We start from the raw sequence: 17,685 nt of genomic DNA, 5'->3' as shown, positions 1-17,685 counted from the left end.
TGCCTCCCCAACAATATTATTCCGCATCAGAATGCGAGATTGGTGGTAGGCTGGTCTGCAGGGAGGCGCCGGGCATGGGCGCTGGTATTTCTTTGACGAAAACCCAACAATGACGCGATCCTCTTCCCAGCCGTCCACGACGCCTGCCGACGTCCAGCCGGCGCCGCGCGCTCTGGCGCCATTCCAGGCAAGCGCGCGCTGGAGTGCCATCGCCATTGCACTGCTCTCATGCTGCCTGATGCCATTTGCAGGCCATCTGTGGCCGGATTTCCCCGCCTTCCTGCCTGCCTATCACACCGTCACCATCGGCACCTGTTGCATCGCGGCATATGTACTGTCCGGGTATTTCCGCCGAACTGGCACGCGCGCGCTGTTGTGGCTGTGCGGCGGCAGCGTGTTCACTGCCACCATGCTGTTCGTCCAGTTCTTGTCCGTCGAAGGTGCGCTGTTACCCGACGTACGCGTGACGGGCGGCATCCAGACGCCCGACTGGCTCTGGATACTGTGGCACCTGGCTGCGGCCGGCATGCTGCTGGCGTACGCGCTGGAAGAATGGCTGGCGCCAGGGCGCAAGCTTGCCGACCGGGGTGCGGCATTGCTCTCCTGCGTGCTGCTGACCTTGACTGCGGCCCTGGCCGCCGTGCTGGCGGTAACCGTCTTGCACGATTACCTGCCGCGGCTCGACGCGGCAGGTGCGTTCAGCGGCATCGTGGGCGCCGCCATTGGGCCGCTGCTGCAGATCCTCAGTGGCGCAGCGCTGCTGGTCCTGTGGCGCGCCACCCGCTTCGCCACCGCGATCAGCGCCTGGCTGGGAGTGGCCATCGTCGCACTGGGATGCGACAGCCTGGTGACCATGATGGGCGGCGCGCGTTTCTCGGTCGGCTGGTACGGCGGCCGGATCGACACGATGGTGGCGGCCTTCTTGATCCTGACCATGTACCTGAAGGAAATCAATCGCGATTACCTGGCCGCCTCCAGGGAAGCGCGCACGCTGGCACAAGACAATCTGCGCCTGCAAGGGGAGCATGCGCGCCTGTTGCGCCTGTTCGACCAGGCGCCCGGCTTCGTCGCCTTCCTCAGCGGCCCGCGCCACACCTTCCAGTTCGTCAATGCACAATTCCTGCGTCTGGCCGGGCAGCGCGAGCTGGTCGGCCACCACTTGCACCTGGCGCTGCCAGAATTGCGCGCCCAGGGCTATGTCGCACTGGTCGACACGGTGGCCGCCAGCGGCCAGGCCCACAGCGCGCAGGGCATGCGCCTGGCGCTGCGCGGCAGCGATGGCAGTACCCATGAAATGTTCATCGATGTCCTGTTCCAGCCCGACCGCGATGCCGACGGCAGCGTCTGCGGCATCTATATCCAGGGCAGCGACGTGACCGCGCGCGTGCTGGCGCAGAGGGAAGTCGAACACAAGCAGGCCCAGCTAGAAGCGCTGGTGCGCCAGCGCTCGACCTCGCTGGAGCACACCCAGGCCGCGCTGATGCATGCGCAAAAACTGGAAGCGATCGGCAAGCTGACCGGTGGCGTCGCCCACGATTTCAACAACGTGCTGCACATTATCAGCGGCAATATCGACCTGATTAAAATGTTTTCGATGGCCAACGAGAAAATCGTCGCGCGCTGCCAGTCGGCCCAGAGCGCCATCAAGCGCGGCGCCAAGCTGTCGTCGCAATTGCTCAGTTTTGCCCGAAAGCAACCCCTGCGACCGAACGCGGTGAAACTCGACGAAGTGTTCGCGAACATGGATTTGCTGATCAAGCGCGCGGTGGGCGAAAAGGTCGACGTCATCCTGGCCATCTCTCCCAGCGCCTGGAACATCAAGGTCGACCCGCAGCAACTTGAAAACGTGGTGCTGAACCTGGCCATGAATGCGGGCGATGCGCTGAAACGGGGTGGCGAACTGCGCATCTCGGCGCGCAATGTCATTCTCAGCCCCAGCGAGCAGGCCGCCAGCGGCGCCGAGTCGCGCGAATGCGTGCGCCTGTCGTTTGCCGACAATGGCCACGGCATGAGCGAAGCGGTCAGGGAGCGCGCGTTCGAGCCATTCTTTTCCACCAAGGGGATCGGCAAAGGCAGCGGCCTGGGCCTGTCGATGACGTATGGTTTCGTGAAACAGAGCGGCGGCCATATCGAGATCGACAGCACGCTGGGCGCCGGCACCAGCATCGTCATTCTGTTGCCGCGCACGGTAGAATCGGCCGCGCCGAAGAAAACCGGCCTGGTCGGCAGCAGCGAAGGCGGCAATGAAACCGTGCTGGTGGTGGACGACGAAAAAGAGATCCAGGAAAACGTCGCGGCCCTGCTTGGCGAACTCGGCTATAGGGTGATCACCGCCTCCACTGCGGACGAGGCGGCCACCTTGCTCGACGGCTCGGGCAAGATCGACTTGCTGTTCACCGATGTGATTATGCCGGGTGCAATTTCTTGCATGGAACTGGCGGCGATGGCTCGGGTGCGCCACCCGGACCTGCGTGTGCTGTTCACGTCCGGCTATACCGAGAACGCCGTAACCAACAACGGCAAGCTCGATGAAGGCGTCACCCTGCTCAACAAGCCATACGCGCGCGAAGAACTGGCCGGCGCGGTGCGCAAACTGCTCTCTTCACGGACCAGCGCCACGATTTAACCTTCCATGATGACTGGCGTGGGCAGCGCCTGGCCGGCGAAATGACAGCGTAAATTGTCCAGCACCAGGTCCATCATGGCCTGGCGCGTCTCCACCGTGGCGCTGCCCAGATGCGGGGCCAGCAACACATTCTCCAGCGCTGCCAGGCGCACATCGGCGCACGGTTCCTGCTCGAACACATCGAGCGCCGCGCCGCCCAGCGTCTTTTGCTCCAGCGCCTCGATCAGGGCCGCCTGGTCGACCAGCGAACCGCGCGCAATATTGACCAGCACGCCCTGCGGCCCCAAGGCGTCGAGGACGGCCCGGTCGATCAGTTTGCGGGTGGCCGGCCCGCCCGGTGCCGCCACGATCAGCACGTCGCTATCCTGCGCCAGCCGCACCAGGTCGGGCTCGTAGCGCCAGGCGAGGTGCTGGTCGCTGCGGCCGTGATAGGCCAGGCTGACGCCGAACGGCTCAAGGCGGCGCGCGATATCCTTGCCGATGCGGCCCAGGCCGACGACGCCGACGCGCTTGCCGGACAGGCTCGTCCCCAGCGCCATGGTGCCGTTCATCCACTGACCGTCACGCACGAAGCGGTCGGCGGCGGGCAGGCGCCGCATCAGGCCCAGCAGCATGCCCACGCACAGTTCGGCCACGGCGGTGTTCAGGACCTCGGGCGTATTCGTCACCGCGATGCCGCGCGCCGCAGCGGCGGCCAGCGGCAAGCCGTCGTAGCCGACCCCGAAGGTCGCCACGATTTCGAGTTGCGGCAAGCGCGCCAGTACATCCGCCGCCAGCGTGACATTGCTGCGCGTGACGAGGCCACGGATGCGGCCGGCCAGCGCCGGGTCGGCCTCGACGGCTTCCAGGCTGTGCGAAGAAAACTCGGCGTCGAGCTGGGCCTGGTGGGCGGGCGCATAGGCGCCGACCTGCAAAAGATCAATTTTCATTTGGCGAACACCTGCTTCAGGTCGGCGAAGGCCTTGAATTCGAGCGCATTGCCGGAGGGATCGAGGAAAAACATGGTGGCTTGTTCGCCCGGCAGACCAGGAAAACGGATATGCGGCTCGATGATGAAATCGATCCCGGCATCGCGCAGGCGGTCGGCGAGTTGCTGCCAGTCGCCCAGCGGGATGATGGCGCCGAAGTGGCGCACCGGCACGTCATGACCGTCGACCGGGTTGGTCGAGGCCTGCGCTGCGGGCAGCTGGCACAGCTGCGGCGCCAGGTGGGCAACCAGCTGGTGGCCATAAAAATTGAAGTCGACCCAGGCGTCAGAACTGCGGCCCTCGGCGCAGCCGATCACGGCGCCGTAAAAATCGCGGGCGCTGGCCAGGTCATGCACGGGAAATGCCAGGTGAAACAGTGCGGTTGCGGCCATGAGCCTCCCTTTTGAAAATGATCAAAATTGTAATTGAAGTACGTCAAACCAACAGTCATCTGACAAGACTGTTCCCAAAAGACACGAAGTGCTAAACTGCCAAGTTCTCAGTTTATTGCGCGTTAACAATGTAGCGCAATAAGCAAAATCGGTGTGCGCAGTGCGAGTTTCATGAACCAGCAGTGCCGTTTCAACCAGGATGTACCATGTTTAACCGTGTTCCCTCCCCTTTGACTCTGCTGGCGGCAGCTGCAACAACCTTCTGTGGCGGCGCGCACGCCGTCGGCATCGACCCGGATCCCGCCCCGATTGCCGAAATCGTCGTGAGCGCCCTGCGTACGCCCGAGGTGGCGTCGCGCATTCCCGTGGCGATGACTGTCCTCACCGGTGAGCAATTGACACGTGACGGCATCGAGCGGCCCGCCGACCTGGCCCGGCGCTTGCCCAACGTCAGCATGGACGGCGCCGCCGATGGCCTGAAAATCACGATCCGCGGCGTCACCAGCGCCGATACCACGGAAAAGGGCGATCCGTCCGCCGCTGTGATGCAAGACGGCATTTATATCGCGCGCCCGCAGAGTCAGGACGCCGCTTTGTTCGACATCGAACGCGTGGAAGTTCTGCGCGGGCCGCAAGGGACGCTGTACGGCCGCAATGCGACCGCCGGCGTGATGAACATTGTCTCGCGCGTACCGACCCACATTCTGGAAGGCAGCGCCGGCGCCGAGATCGGCAATTTCAACGCCCGCCGCCTTGACGCGATGCTGAACGTTCCCGTGAACGCCAGCCTGGCGCTGCGTGCCGCCCTGTCGGCCAGGCGCCACGACAGCTATCTGGCCAACGGACAGGGCACGCCGTACACGCTGGGACTGGACCGCGACGACCGCGCCGCGCGCCTGTCCGCGAAACTGGACCTCGGCACCGACGCCAGCCTGGTGCTGCGGTACGACCTTGGCATCCAGCACGACAATCCCGACAACACCGTCCAGGACGGCAATTTTTATACGGGCGTGGCGACGGGCAAGCCGGTCGCCACTGACCACTCGACGGCGCAGCGCCTGACGAACACCTTTATCGCCCCAAATGGATTGCCCGAGCAAGCTTACCGGGAACGCCGTAGCAGCGGGATCGGCGCCGACCTGCGCTGGAAGCTGGGGACCGCGACGCTCTACTACCTGGGGTCGCGGCGCCATTTCGACGACGACTTCCTGACCAATTATTACTACCGCGTGGCGCCCACGCTGGCCCTCGGCGTGCGCGAAACTTTCACCGGCGCCTACACCCAGGATTCGCATGAACTGCGCCTGGCGAGCGATGCCAGCGCCGTGCTGAGCGGCCAGGCCGGCCTGTATTATTTCCGTGAAAAATCCGACGTGTTGTACGGCTTCCGCGACCTGGAACCGCTCGGCTTGCCGCCCTATTATGTGTTCCCGCATGGTCCGAACGTGGCACGCAGCAAGGCCGTATTCGGCCAGGGCACGTGGCGCGTCGCCGACGCGCTGCGCGCCACGCTGGGGGCGCGCTACACGGACGACGTCAAGTCGCGTGTCGGCTCCACCAACTTTCAGCAGACGGCCACGTTCAACGCTGCCACCGACCTGCGCCTGCTCAATGCTGCCGCCATTGAAACCAGCAAAACCACGTGGCGGGCCGGCCTGGACTATGATCTCGCCCCCGGCACGCTGCTTTACGGCGCCGTCTCGACCGGCTACAAGGCGGGTGGTTTCAATGACGGCTGCCTGGCCGGCACGCGCGCGCTGGGGGTCGAGTGCCCGGCTGCACAGGCGGTGCCGGAAAGCACCCTGGTCTACCGTCCCGAGACCCTGACCGCCTTTGAAGCCGGCGTCAAGACCCGCTTCCTCGACCGGCGCGCCACGCTGAACCTGACCGCATTCCACTACCACTACGACAATCTCCAGTTGTCCGGCGTGGCCGTGGTGCAAGGGGCGCCGCGCTACGTCACCTCGAATGCCGGCCAGGCCAGCGTCACCGGCGTCGAAGCGGACGGCGCAGTGAAACTCGGCAACGATGGCACCCTGCAGTATGGCCTGACATGGCTCGATGCCCACTACGTTACGTACGTCCCGGACGGCGTCCATTCGCTGGCAGGCCAGCCGCTGGACCGCTCCCCTGCCCGCACCTTGACTCTGGGCTACGATCACCGCTTCGGCCTGGCGCACGGCGAACTGCTGGCCGGCATTGCCACCCGCGCCAGCGCCGCCTATCTGATCAGTGTGCCGAGCCAGTTGCTCGCCTACCGCGTGGCCGGCCATACCAGCACCGACCTGTCGCTGCATTGGCAAGCCACGCGCGCGCCGTGGCAACTGCAACTGCGCGTGCGCAACCTGGAAAATGCCGTGCGGCCGATCGCCATCGACAGTTTCGGGATGGTGGTGCCGAGCGACCCGCGCAGCCTCAACGCCCGCCTTGCTTACCGGTTTTAGCAGACTTGCCCGCCATACCACCGACTGACAGCCATGAAAGAAAAGCGCCACCCATGCATTCCGTAAGCACCTGCTTGCCACGCCGGTTCCTGCCGGCGCAACCATCGCTGGGAGAGCGGGCGTGACGAGCATCTGGCGCCGGATGGCGCGGCTGCTGGCGTTGCTGGCGCTGCTGGCGCCCCTGCTGGCGGGTGCGGCCGCGGCGCCGCTGCTGCTGCTCGACGAACTTGTCGAGTCGGTCGATGCCTGGCCGGCATTGACGGTGTTGAACGACCCCGGCGGCAAGCTCACTGTCGACCAGGTGCTGGCTGCGCCGCAGCGCTTCGCGCGGCCCGGGTCGGCGCGATCGACACTCGGCGTGGGCAACAGCGTCGTCTGGCTGCGCATCCCCGTGCGACTGGCGCCGGGTGTCGATGGCCGCTGGGTGCTGGCGCTCGACTACGCCGTCATCAATCGCGTGGATGTGTACGTCGGCAACGAACGCGGCGTCAAACTCTACACCTCGCTGGGCAATCTGCAGATGGGTGCGCGCGCCATGACAGGCGGACGCATTCCCGCCACCCTGCTGGCACTGCCGGCCGGCGCTGAAACAACGCTGCTGCTGCGCATCGAGAACATAGGCGCGATGATCGTCCCGATCACGCTGTCACGGCCGGAAAAGTTTCATACCGATGCGCTCAACGAACAGATGTTGCAGGGCTTGCTGTTGGGCCTGTCGCTCTGCCTGTTGCTGTACAGCCTGGCCCAGTGGATCAGCCTGCGCGAACCGCTGTTCGGCAAATTCGCCTTGCTGGTGGGCGGCACGACCATGTTCTCGGTCGAATTCTTCGGGCTCGGCCAGCAATACCTGTGGCCCCTGCATCCCTGGATGACCCTGCACGCCGGCGGCCTGTTTTCCCTGCTCGCCTCCTGCGGCGCCTACCTGTTCGTCGAGCAGGCGCTGGCACGCCCTGGCCAGGACCGCATCTTCAGCATCCTGATGAAGAGCGGCGCAGCGCTGACGCTGCTCAGCGCCTTCGGCTACGGTCTTGGCTGGTTCGACGTCAAGGTGCTGGTCGACATCGTCGGCACGCTGGGCGTGATGCCGATGCTGCTCGGCTTGCCCGGCGCTTTTGCGCGTGCGCGCCGGGGCGATCCGGTCGGCCTGTATTTTCTGATCGGCTGGGCGACAGGTTTCCTGGCGGCGCTCCTGCTCGCGCGCGTCATCAGCGGCGCCGCCGATGCGACTTTCTGGAGCATGCACGCGCTGCAGTTCGCCAACGTGCTCGACATGCTGATTTTTATGCGCATCCTGGGGCTGCGCACCAAGGCCATGCAAAACGCGCTGCTGCGGGCCGAAGCGGCCACCCGCATGAAATCCGATTTTCTCGCCAACATGAGCCACGAAATCCGCACCCCGCTCAACGCCATCATCGGCATGAGCCGCCTGGCGCTGATGGGCCAGCCGCAGCCGAAGATCCAGAACTACCTGAACAAGATCCTCGGTTCGGGCGAACACCTGCTCGGCATCCTGAACGACATCCTCGATTTTTCCAAGATCGAAGCAGGCAAGCTGACGCTGGAAAACGTGCCGTTCGACCTGGATGACATGCTCGGCCACCTGTCGAGCCTGATGGCGATTAAAACCGACGTCAAGAAACTCGAACTGGTGTTCCGGGTCGAACGGGGTGTGCCGCCGCGCTTGATCGGCGACCCGCTGCGGCTGGGCCAGATCCTGATCAACCTGACCGACAACGCCGTCAAATTTACCGAGCGGGGCGAGATTGTCGTCACCGTACAAGTCGTAGAAAGCAAGGACAAGGATGTGCGGCTGCGCTTTTCGGTGGCCGATACCGGCATTGGCATGGACCCCGAGCAGTTGGCGCGCCTGTTCACAGCGTTCAACCAGGCCGACGGCTCGATCACGCGCAAATACGGCGGCACCGGCCTGGGGCTGTCGATTTCCCAGCAACTGGTGGCGCTCATGTCAGGCACGATTGCCGCCACCAGCACGCCTGGTGCGGGCAGCCGCTTCAGTTTCACGGTGCCACTCGGGATTGGCGACGTCAACGAAACCGCCGTGGCCGCACCCACCGCCGCCCTGTTCCAGGTGCGCGCGCTGGTGGTCGACGACAGCCCGAGCGCGCGCGAGGCGCTGGTCGAAATGCTCGGCTCGTTCGGCGTCACCGCCCACGCGGTCGCTTCGGGCGAGCAGGCGCTGGCAATGATGGCGCGCGCCGTGGCCGCCGGCCAGCCCTACCAGGTGGTGCTGATGGATTACCTGATGCAGGGCTGGGACGGGGTCGAGACGATCCGCCGCATCCACGCCGACCGCCGCTTCGCCGCGCCGCCGGCCATTTTGATGGTCAGCGTGTGTTCCCGCGAAACGGTAGTCGAGCAGGAAGGCCGCTTGCCGGTCAACGGCTTCCTCACCAAACCGGTCGGGCCGGCGCTGCTTTATCATAGCCTGCTCCAGGTGTTACAGCCGGACCTGGCAGATGCCCCGCGCTCCCTCGACGCCGGTCCTGCGCAGGCAAGCCAGGCGCCCGATCTCGCACAGTTGCATGGCGCACGCATCCTGCTGGTCGACGACAATGCCAACAACCGCGAGGTGGCGCGCGATTTCCTCGAGACGGCGCGCGTGCACGTGAATACCGCTGTGAATGGCGCCGAAGCCATCGCCATGGTCCAGGCAGGCGACTACGATCTGGTGCTGATGGACATACAAATGCACGAGATGGACGGGCTGACCGCCACCCGCCGCATCCGCGCGCTCGGTACCTACGATGCCTTGCCGATCGTGGCCATGACGGCGCACGCCATGATGGGCGACCGGGAAAAAAGTCTGGCTGCCGGCATGAACGACCACATCACCAAGCCGATCGACCCGGCGCTGCTGTTCGGAGCGCTGCTGAAATGGATCGCCCCGGCGCGCCTGACGGGCCGCCCGCTGCCACAAGAAGCGCTCACGCCGATGCGCAGGCGCTGGCGCGGCGCGCCCCTGCCCGAAATTCTCGGGGTCAACTGGGCCGTGGCGCTGGCCGGCGTCGACGGTCAGCAGCCCCGGCTGTACAAGCGCATCCGCAGCTTCCTGAACGAATACGGCAACGCCGCCGGCCAGGTTGGCGCCGCGCTGGCGGGGGCGCGCCTGGACCAGCTGCAGGCCATGGCGCACAACCTCAAGTCGAATGCCGCCTACCTGGGAGCGCAAGGCGTGGCGGCGCTGGCGAGCACGCTGGAAGACGAGTTGCGCGCCGGCCGCACCGCCCAGGCCGGGCAACTTGCCAGGGAGCTGGTCGCGGCCCTGGACGCCGTGCTTGCCGGCCTGGCCGATGTGATCGCGCAGGCCGAAGCCCGCACGGTCGATGCGGCCGGGGTGGCGGGCCTGCTGCAGCAGCTGGCCGACCTGCTGGGCGCGGATGACGCCCGCGCGGAAGACACGTTGGCGGAGCTGGAAACGGTGTTGGCGGGCGGCGTGCACGATGCCCGCCTGGCCGCCATTTCGCGTGCGGTGGACGAGATCGAATATGATGCAGCCATGACGCCGCTCGCTGCGCTGGCGCGCGCACTCGACGTGTCCGTGACGCTGACAACAACCAACCACGACAGAGAAAACGCATGACGCTGGTGGAACCGCAAAAAGTACTGATCGTCGACGACGACGCGGTCAATCGCACGGTGCTGGCCGACCTGCTGAAACCCGAGTACACCGTCGTGCTAGCGAAAAACGGCGCCCAGACGCTGGCCCGGGCGGCGCGCCACGCCCCGGACCTGATCCTGCTCGACGTGATGATGCCCGACATGGACGGCTACGACGTACTGCGCCACCTGCGCGCCGACCCGCACACCAGGCATATCGCGGTCATCTTCATCTCCGGCATGGACCGTCCGGAAGACGAGGCGAACGGCCTGAAAATGGGTGCGGCCGACTACATCGCCAAGCCCTTCAATGCGACCGTGGTGATGGCGCGTGTGGCGCTGCACCTGGAAGTGGTGCGCCAGCGCCGCATCCTCGAGCGCCTGGCCCATGCCGACGTCCTGACCGAACTGGCCAACCGGCGCCGTTTCGACGACGTCTACGCAGTCGAATGGCAGCGCGCGCGGCGCAGTGGCAAGCCCTTGTCGCTGGCCTGGATCGACATCGACTGTTTCAAACAATACAACGACCAGTATGGCCATCCGGCCGGCGACCGCGCCCTGCGTGCCATCGCCCGCACCGCCAACGCCTGCATGCGCAGGCCGGCCGACCTGGCCGCCCGCTATGGCGGCGAAGAACTGGTGCTGCTGATGCCTGACACCAATGCGCAAGATGCCTGCGAGCTGGTGCGCTCGATTTGCGAAACGGTCGCGGCACTGGAAATCGCCCACGCCGCCTCGATCGTGGCGCCGATCCTGACCGTCAGTGCCGGCGGCGCCACCAGCGTGGCCGGCGGCGTCGAAAGCGCCGCCGCCATGTTCGAGGCAGCCGACGTCCAGCTGTACCGTGCGAAGAAGGGCGGGCGCAACCGTGTCGAATGGCGCACGCACGACGAACCCACGGCGCCGAACTTGGTTGCAGACCCGCTGGCTGGAGCGCAACTGGTGCCTGGGGCTGAGCGCTCGCAGGCCGATCTGGCGTGCGCCCCGCTTGCTGCGGCACTGACCGGGAGTGTCGCCTGAAGCACGGCAGCGAACAAGGTGGCGAACAACGCGGCCACGTCGCGGGGCTGTTCCTGCGCCGCCAAGCCGGCGCCGCGCCGGAGACCGTCACGCAGGTCCTGGCCATTGCCGGGCAGGGCCTAGAGGGCGACAGCCAGCGCCATGCCCTGTCGCCGCGCCAGTTGCTGCTGGCCGGCACGCGCGCTTATGCGCGCCTCGCCCTGCCCGTCAATGCCTTGCGCGAGAACGTTCTGCTCGACATCGACAGCGCCGGCCTGGCATCGGGCCAGCTGCTCGCGGCCGGGGCCGGCGCGGTGTTCCAGCTGACCTTCGCGTGCGAGCCGTGCGGGCGCCTGAACCTGCGCCAGGACCGCTTGTCCGGCAGCATCGGCGCGCAGCGTGGCATGCTGGCGCGTGTGCTGCGCGGCGGCCCGGTGGCGCTGGGCGACCCGGTGCGGCTGCTGCCGTACACCTTGCCGTCCTGGCCGGACGACTGGCGCGCACGCGTCGCGGCCGTGCTGGCGCGGGTCCCGTCCGGCAGCGTCGTCGAATACCGCCAGCTGGCCTTGCTGGCCGGCGTCGCCCTCACCTACTGCCGCGTGTTCCCGCGCCTTGCCCGTGCGCTCGGCCTGGCGCACAAGGCGGTGCCGCTGCGCAGCGCTTGCGCACTGCCGCGCTGGGACGGCGCCGACCTGTACGACGCGCCGTCGGCCTGAGTGCAGCGCGCGGCCGGATCTGCACAGCCGACCGGGAGATCCAAGTCATGCCGCGCACCCGCAGCACGTTTGCGCCAGATTAAACGCGCGCGTCTGACAGACGACGTCAACAAGAAGAAGAACCGGGCAGCCAGCCACGCCAGACCGGCCGCAAACGCGCGCCGCCCCCCTTGGTTTGGGATTATGTTGAATGGTTGAAAAGGGTCTGCCGGCCGCGCGCCTGGCGCCGTTTCCAAATGCACAAGGACCAGCATGGACATCGAACGCCCGCCGCCGCAAGACTTGCCGCCCGCCGTGGCCGAACTGCCATTTTTTACCTTGCTGTACCGTTTCCTGTTTTTCGACTGGCTGTTCACCGATGTCCAGGCCGCGCGCAACCTGTTCGAGCACCACGCCGCGCGCGTGCACAATGCGCGCATGGCGCGCTACCTGCCGGTCTACCTGCGGCGCTGGTCCTTCCTCACCGCCTTCGACTTCGGCCTCGGCTGCCTGGTCGAGCGGGTGCTGCAGGCCGGCATGCTGTCGGCCTGGTTTTTTACGTGGTCGTGCGTGACGCTGACCGGCATGGTGGTGATCACGGTGGCCTGGGCGCTGCTCAGCAACGCCAGACTGTCCTAGAGAATTCCGCCGGTGATGCGCGCGTTGTGCAGCAGCGGCAGTTTGGTGCGGGCGACGAAGGCCTGGTAATTCATCGGCGCCTGGATTTCGGTCTCGGCATTCGGCAACACGTAGGCCCAGGCGCGTCCCGACGAAACGTCATAGACCAGCTTGAACAGGTGGGTCGGCACCCACACCTTGCCGCGCCCGACCGTCTCGTGCCCGCTGTCGAACAGGGGGCCGGTGAAGACGAACACGTCGCCGCGCGCACGGCGCGCAAATTTGCGCACGTCCTGCTCGATCTTGTTCCACACCTTGCGGTTATTCACCGGGTCTTGCGGCACCATGTTCGACAGCGAGAACGACTGGGCCATGGCCTGTGGCGTGGGTGCGTCGGCTGCCGGCGACTGGTGGCCGCGGTCCACCGCCGGATGCTGGCCGCGGTAGTCGGCCAGATCAGCCCGTCCGGCGCGGTCGATGCGCGGATCGGCATAAAAATTGTCGCTGCGCTGCTCGCCCTTGGCCTGGGCCAGGCGGCTGGCGTTGAGGCGTTCCACCACCACCAGCGGCGTCTTGCTGGTCTGCGAATACAGCACGGCAAACTGGTCGGAACACAGGGCCAGCGGCTTCATGCTCGCCGGCACCAGCGCCAGCGCCAGCGGCTGCTCTTGCGGGAACTGGTCGACGCAGGCATCGAAACCCGGCTCGCGCTGGGCCGCGGAATATAACGCCAACGCTTCGCGTTCGCTGAGCGCGCCGGCGCGGCCGCGCTCCTTGGCTTCCTTGTGCGCCTTCGCGACCGGTGCATTGCGCTCGCGTTCGGCATGGGTGTAATGGGAGACCGCCGAGCGGAACCAGTCTTCGACACCGTTCGACTGGGCAAAACCGGCCCCGATCGCGACCACTGCCGCGATACCGGCAACTAACTGACGTAATTTCAAATGACTCTGCCGCTGTAAGAATAAATAAGGTTGGCTTGCGGCGAGGATTATAAGATATTGAGGTAGATCAATACAGTCCGTGTACGCGACCGAACAGGCGCGTCAGGCCCAGCAGCGCATCGATGTTCGGCGTGGCCACGCCGACGCGCTGGCCGATTTCGCGCACCGCCCCGACGATCGTGTCGAGTTCGAGCGGGCGACCGGCTTGCGCATCCTGCAACATCGATGTCCTGAACGCGCCCAGCTTGCGCGTGACGGCGTGGCGGTCTTCGGCAGTTTGCGTCAGTGGGCAACCGATCAGCCCGCCGATCGCCGCCGCCTCATCCATCGCGGCCGAGCAGAACGCGCGCACCAGCGGGTCGTCCAGCACCAGGTCGATGGTGGCGCCGGTCAGGGCCGACACCGGGTTCATCGTCAGATTGCCCCACAGCTTGTACCAGACATCCGCGCGGATCTGCGCCGACAGCGTGACATCGAAGCCTGCGCTCGCGAACAACTGTGCCAGCCTGCGCAGCCGCGCCGAATCGGCGCCTGCCGGCTCGCCCATCACCAGCCCCTGTCCCATGCGATGCTCGACCAGGCCCGGCGCCAGCACTGCGGCGCTGGCGTGCACCACGCAGCCGACCACGTGTGCCAGCGGGATGGCCGCCAGAATGCGCCCGCCCGGATCGACCGAGGCCAAAGGCGCGCCGGGCAGGAACCACCATGGCACGCCATTCACGGCCGGCAGGACGACGGTGGCCGGTCCCAGCAGCGGTGCGATGGTGCGCACCACGGCGGCCATGGCCGGCCCCTTGACGGCAATCACCACCAGGTCCTGGACGCCGAGCGCGTGCGCATCGTCGGTCGCGCGCGCCGGCTGCTGCAGCAACGCACCGGCTTGCTGCAAGCGCCAGCCATGGGTTTGCAGAGCGGCCAGGGTCCCGCCGCGCGCCAGCGCGCTGACGGCGTGCCCCGCACCGGCCAGGCGCGCGCCCAGCAGGGTACCGATGGCGCCCGCGCCGACCACGCAAATCCTCTCGAATGGCATCAGCGCCGCGCCAGCCGTTTCAGGTCTTCGATGACGGTCAGGTCGGTATCGTCCATGCGCATCCGCTCGCCATTGCGGTAGACGCGCCAGCCAACGATGGAGGTGGTGTCGGGAATGTCGCCCAGGTCGGCAAAATCCCAGCTGCCGGTGGTTTTCAGGATGGTGGCGTTGGCCGGGCCTTCGCGTTCGGTGACGATCATGCCATAGCCGAGCGCTTCGCCGGTCTGCTCCATGTCGCCTTCCATGTGCACCGTATTGGCGTCGGATTTCGGGCCATCCTGGATGTCCAGCGAAAAATGGTGCGCGTTCGACGCGGCACACGGCGTCTTGAAACCCTGCTGCAGATAATGCAAGGCGGCGTTGGCCAGCAGATCGACGCCGGCAAACTGCGGCGGGCCCAGTTCGTTGGAGGCGCGCACGGCGGTCAGTCCATTGTCGAGCCGAATCATTTCGCGCTCTTCCTGGCCGATCCGGATCTTCACGTGCAAGGCGTCGTCGAAGCGGTTCACGCTCAGGGTGACGTTTTCATTGGGAAAGTTGACCGTGACGGTGTCGGCTTCTTCCCAGGTGGCGCCACTGCTGCAGATACTGTTCAACTGCAAAATCTGGACGTGGGGTTTGGGCGCAGGCACCTGCGCCTGGGCGCACGAGACCGCCGCCGCGAGGGCGGTTGCGGCAACGCTGCGCAAGGTGTTTGGAAATAACTGCATGAACATCCCGGCTCCGGCCGTGTGAAAAAATAAAGAAACGCCAATCGAACTCAGCGTTCCGACAATATACGCGAATTTTCAGTCCGCATCGACGCGACTTGGATTTTCCGCTATGTAATATTCTCACAAAAATCACCGATGTTGCATACGTATTGACGCCGCAGGGTTAGAATTGCAACACGCGCACCGGCGTACCGATTCTGGCGACACAGGTGCACCCTGCAGGAGTTCATGTGAACCATTCTCCGTTGCCAGTTGCCGTATTTATCGTCAATGCCCAAGGCAGCATTGAAAGCTGGAACCAGGCCTGCGCCGACCTGGCAAGATATGGCGCGCGCAATCTGCGTGGCAGTCCGATCGGCCGTTTGCTCGCCTTCGACCACCCGGGGGCCGCTGGCAGCGCGCGCGCTATCCTGCCCGACGCCATGCCGGCATTCTCCGACTGCATCGATACCGATGCCACCGGCCAGTTGCTGTGCCTCGACGGCAGCAAGCTCCCGGTGCGCATTACCGTGGCGCGCCAGGACCTCGATCCGATGCAGCCCAGCGCCTTCAGCGTCATCGTGCTGCCGCTCACCAGCCACTTGCCGCGCCGCTACGCCATGCTGCAGGGCTTACCGATGGCCGACATCGTCGAAGGCTTGCCGTGCGTGTTCTACGTGATCGATGCCAGCGGCAAACTGATCCTTTGGAACCGCCAGCTCGAGCAGGCGCTCGAGATGTCCAGCGACGAGATCGAAGCGGCGGAGATCGACAGTTTTTTCAGCGTCAAGGAGCAGCCGATCGCCCATGAAAATATCCGCGCGGCGTTCGAAGAAGGGCACTCGACGCACGAGGCCGAGCTGATCGGCAAACACGGGAAGCGCACCGCCTGCCTGTTCAACTGTGTGCGCACCACCCTGGGCGCACTGCCCTGCATCTTCGGCACCGGACTCGATATTTCGGCGCGCAAGAAAAACGAACTCGGGCTGCTGGTGCGCGAGCGCGCCATGTTTTCCAGCGTGAACGCCATCGTCATCACCTGCTGCCAGGGCGGGGCCAACGCCATCGAGTACATCAACCCCGCATTCGAACAGATCACCGGCTACCGGCTCGATGACATCAAGGGGCGCGACCCGCGCTTCATGCACATCGCCGGCACCGACGTCGAGCAACAGCAGCGCATCGACGACGCGCTGGCGCGCCACGAAAGCGTGCACGCGGTGCTGCGCAACCTGCGCAAGAACGGCGAAATTTTCTGGAACGACCTGTACATTGACCCGGTCGTCGATGCCGATGGCGCCGTCACCCATTTCGTCGGCGTTATCAGCGACATCACCGAAGCGCGCCACTACGAGCGGCGCCTCCAGCACCTGGCCCACCACGACCCGCTCACCGGCCTGGCCAACCGCAGCCTGTTGCAGGACCGCCTGCAACAGGGTATCGACGACGCGCTGCACCACGGCAGGCTGGGTGCGCTGGCGTTTCTCGACGTCGACAACTTCAAGCACATCAACGACACCTTCGGCCATGAAGCCGGTGACGACGTGCTGCGCTGCATCGCCGAACGCTTGCGCCACAGCCTGCGCGAGGACGACACGGTGGCACGCGTGGGCGGCGACGAATTCGTGCTGCTGATCAATCACCAGCCCAGCATCCGCCACGTGACCGATCTGGTCGAGCGCGTGCGCCAGTCGCTGTGCGCGCCAATCCACGCGGTGGGCAAGGAAATCATCGCCAGCGCCAGCATCGGCGTGGCGCTGTTTCCCGACAACGGCGTGGTGGCCGAACAGATCATGCGCGCCGCCGACGCCGCCATGTACCACGCCAAGACCATGGGCAAGAACAATTGCCAGTTCTATACGCCAGAACTGAACCAGGTCGTGCATGACAATTTATTGCTGGAAGCGAGCCTGACACGCGCGCTGCGCAACCACGAGATGTTCCTCGGCTTCCAGCCGAAGATCGACCTGCGCAGCGGCGCAGTGGTGGGGGCCGAGGCGCTGGTGCGCTGGCAACATCCGGAGCGCGGCCTGATCATGCCGGCAGCGTTTATCGGCGCCGCCGAAGAAACCGGGCTGATCGTGCCGCTGGGTGAATGGGTGCTCGATGCCGCCTGCGCCGAGCTGGCGCACCTGGCCAGGCGCGGGTTCCGCCAATTCGTCATCTCGGTCAACCTGTCCGCGCGCCAGTTGCGCCAGCGCGCCTTCCCCGAGCGTGTGGCCGGGATGCTGGCGAAGTACGGCATCGCACCCGCCACGCTCGAGCTGGAAGTGACCGAAAGCCAGTTGATGGATGAACCGGCGCAGGCAATTGCCGCGCTCACCAGCCTGAAGGCGCTGGGCGTGCAGCTGTCGATCGACGATTTCGGCACGGGTTACTCGAGCCTGTCCTACCTGCAGCGCTTTCCGGTCGACTTCATCAAGATCGACAAGTCCTTCCTGGCCGACATCAGCGACGGCGACGCCATCATCACCCGCGCCATCATCGCCCTCGGCCACAACCTGAAGCTGAAAGTCATCGCCGAGGGGGTGGAGACGCGCGCCCAGCTCGACTTCCTGCGCGAGCACGACTGCGACCAGATGCAAGGCCATTATTTCAGCCCGGCCGTGGGCGCCACCGTGCTGGACCATATGCTGGCGCGTGGCACGCGCCTGGCGTAATC

The 17,685-nt window shown here is 65.7% G+C and carries 12 protein-coding genes; 7 read left to right on the top strand and 5 right to left on the bottom strand.

What is annotated here, in order from left to right:
* The first annotated feature begins 109 nt into the window (after positions 1–109).
* Positions 110–2,626, top strand: coding sequence for an MASE4 domain-containing protein (locus tag V6M87_RS05840; RefSeq protein ID WP_332848814.1), 2,517 nt, complete (start codon positions 110–112; stop codon positions 2,624–2,626).
* On the opposite strand, the gene V6M87_RS05835 is transcribed toward V6M87_RS05840, so the two are convergent.
* The gene (locus tag V6M87_RS05835) at positions 2,623–3,555 is read right to left on the bottom strand and encodes a 2-hydroxyacid dehydrogenase (protein ID WP_332848813.1); all 933 of its coding nucleotides are present in this window, start codon (positions 3,553–3,555) and stop codon (positions 2,623–2,625) included. The genes V6M87_RS05840 and V6M87_RS05835 overlap by 4 nt on opposite strands.
* Complete coding sequence (locus V6M87_RS05830; protein ID WP_332848812.1) at positions 3,552–3,986, bottom strand: VOC family protein; 435 nt, start codon at positions 3,984–3,986, stop codon at positions 3,552–3,554. The genes V6M87_RS05835 and V6M87_RS05830 overlap by 4 nt, the downstream gene beginning before the upstream one ends.
* A gap of 206 nt (positions 3,987–4,192) precedes the next feature.
* Between V6M87_RS05830 and V6M87_RS05825 the strand changes: the two genes are divergently transcribed.
* From V6M87_RS05825 to V6M87_RS05805, 5 genes are all read left to right on the top strand, one after another.
* Positions 4,193–6,430: a TonB-dependent receptor gene (locus tag V6M87_RS05825; RefSeq protein ID WP_332848811.1), complete on the top strand. Its 2,238-nt coding sequence runs from the start codon at positions 4,193–4,195 to the stop codon at positions 6,428–6,430.
* A 121-nt stretch (positions 6,431–6,551) separates the two neighbouring features.
* The gene (locus tag V6M87_RS05820) at positions 6,552–10,031 is read left to right on the top strand and encodes a hybrid sensor histidine kinase/response regulator (protein WP_332848810.1); all 3,480 of its coding nucleotides are present in this window, start codon (positions 6,552–6,554) and stop codon (positions 10,029–10,031) included.
* Positions 10,028–11,068 carry a diguanylate cyclase gene (locus V6M87_RS05815; protein ID WP_332848809.1) on the top strand — a complete coding sequence of 347 codons (1,041 nt, stop codon included), beginning with the start codon at positions 10,028–10,030 and terminating at the stop codon, positions 11,066–11,068. The genes V6M87_RS05820 and V6M87_RS05815 overlap by 4 nt, the downstream gene beginning before the upstream one ends.
* Positions 11,026–11,763, top strand: coding sequence for an MOSC domain-containing protein (locus tag V6M87_RS05810; RefSeq protein ID WP_332848808.1), 738 nt, complete (start codon positions 11,026–11,028; stop codon positions 11,761–11,763). Before V6M87_RS05815 ends, V6M87_RS05810 begins: the two co-directional genes overlap by 43 nt.
* Positions 11,764–12,015: 252 nt before the next feature.
* Complete coding sequence (locus tag V6M87_RS05805) at positions 12,016–12,381, top strand: hypothetical protein (protein WP_332848807.1); 366 nt, start codon at positions 12,016–12,018, stop codon at positions 12,379–12,381.
* On the opposite strand, the gene V6M87_RS05800 is transcribed toward V6M87_RS05805, so the two are convergent.
* The 3 genes from V6M87_RS05800 to V6M87_RS05790 form a co-directional block, all read right to left on the bottom strand.
* The gene (locus V6M87_RS05800) at positions 12,378–13,301 is read right to left on the bottom strand and encodes a DNA/RNA non-specific endonuclease (RefSeq protein ID WP_332848806.1); all 924 of its coding nucleotides are present in this window, start codon (positions 13,299–13,301) and stop codon (positions 12,378–12,380) included. The genes V6M87_RS05805 and V6M87_RS05800 overlap by 4 nt on opposite strands.
* Positions 13,302–13,368: 67 nt before the next feature.
* Positions 13,369–14,331, bottom strand: coding sequence for a 2-dehydropantoate 2-reductase (locus V6M87_RS05795; protein WP_332848805.1), 963 nt, complete (start codon positions 14,329–14,331; stop codon positions 13,369–13,371).
* A complete protein-coding gene (locus V6M87_RS05790) occupies positions 14,331–15,041 on the bottom strand; it encodes a hypothetical protein (protein WP_332848804.1) in 711 nt (236 codons plus the stop codon). Before V6M87_RS05790 ends, V6M87_RS05795 begins: the two co-directional genes overlap by 1 nt.
* 233 nt (positions 15,042–15,274) lie before the next feature.
* Here V6M87_RS05790 and V6M87_RS05785 point away from each other — a divergent pair, with 233 nt between their 5' ends.
* On the top strand, positions 15,275–17,683 hold the full coding sequence (locus V6M87_RS05785) for a sensor domain-containing protein (RefSeq protein WP_332848803.1): 2,409 nt from the start codon (positions 15,275–15,277) through the stop codon (positions 17,681–17,683).
* Positions 17,684–17,685: the final 2 nt, after the last annotated feature.

Source organism: Massilia sp. S19_KUP03_FR1, assembly GCF_036688685.1.
Taxonomy (GTDB): domain Bacteria; phylum Pseudomonadota; class Gammaproteobacteria; order Burkholderiales; family Burkholderiaceae_D; genus JALYUM01.
Note: the sequence above shows the minus strand (reverse complement) of the source record. Positions and strands in the feature narration are given on the sequence as shown.

Coding starts and splice junctions, on each gene's coding strand:
- V6M87_RS05830 (WP_332848812.1), bottom strand. CDS start 3,986: ATGGCCGCAACCGCACTGTTTCACCTGGCATTTCCCGTGCATGACCTG.
- V6M87_RS05825 (WP_332848811.1), top strand. CDS start 4,193: ATGTTTAACCGTGTTCCCTCCCCTTTGACTCTGCTGGCGGCAGCTGCA.
- V6M87_RS05835 (WP_332848813.1), bottom strand. CDS start 3,555: ATGAAAATTGATCTTTTGCAGGTCGGCGCCTATGCGCCCGCCCACCAG.
- V6M87_RS05840 (WP_332848814.1), top strand. CDS start 110: ATGACGCGATCCTCTTCCCAGCCGTCCACGACGCCTGCCGACGTCCAG.
- V6M87_RS05790 (WP_332848804.1), bottom strand. CDS start 15,041: ATGCAGTTATTTCCAAACACCTTGCGCAGCGTTGCCGCAACCGCCCTC.
- V6M87_RS05805 (WP_332848807.1), top strand. CDS start 12,016: ATGGACATCGAACGCCCGCCGCCGCAAGACTTGCCGCCCGCCGTGGCC.
- V6M87_RS05815 (WP_332848809.1), top strand. CDS start 10,028: ATGACGCTGGTGGAACCGCAAAAAGTACTGATCGTCGACGACGACGCG.
- V6M87_RS05795 (WP_332848805.1), bottom strand. CDS start 14,331: ATGCCATTCGAGAGGATTTGCGTGGTCGGCGCGGGCGCCATCGGTACC.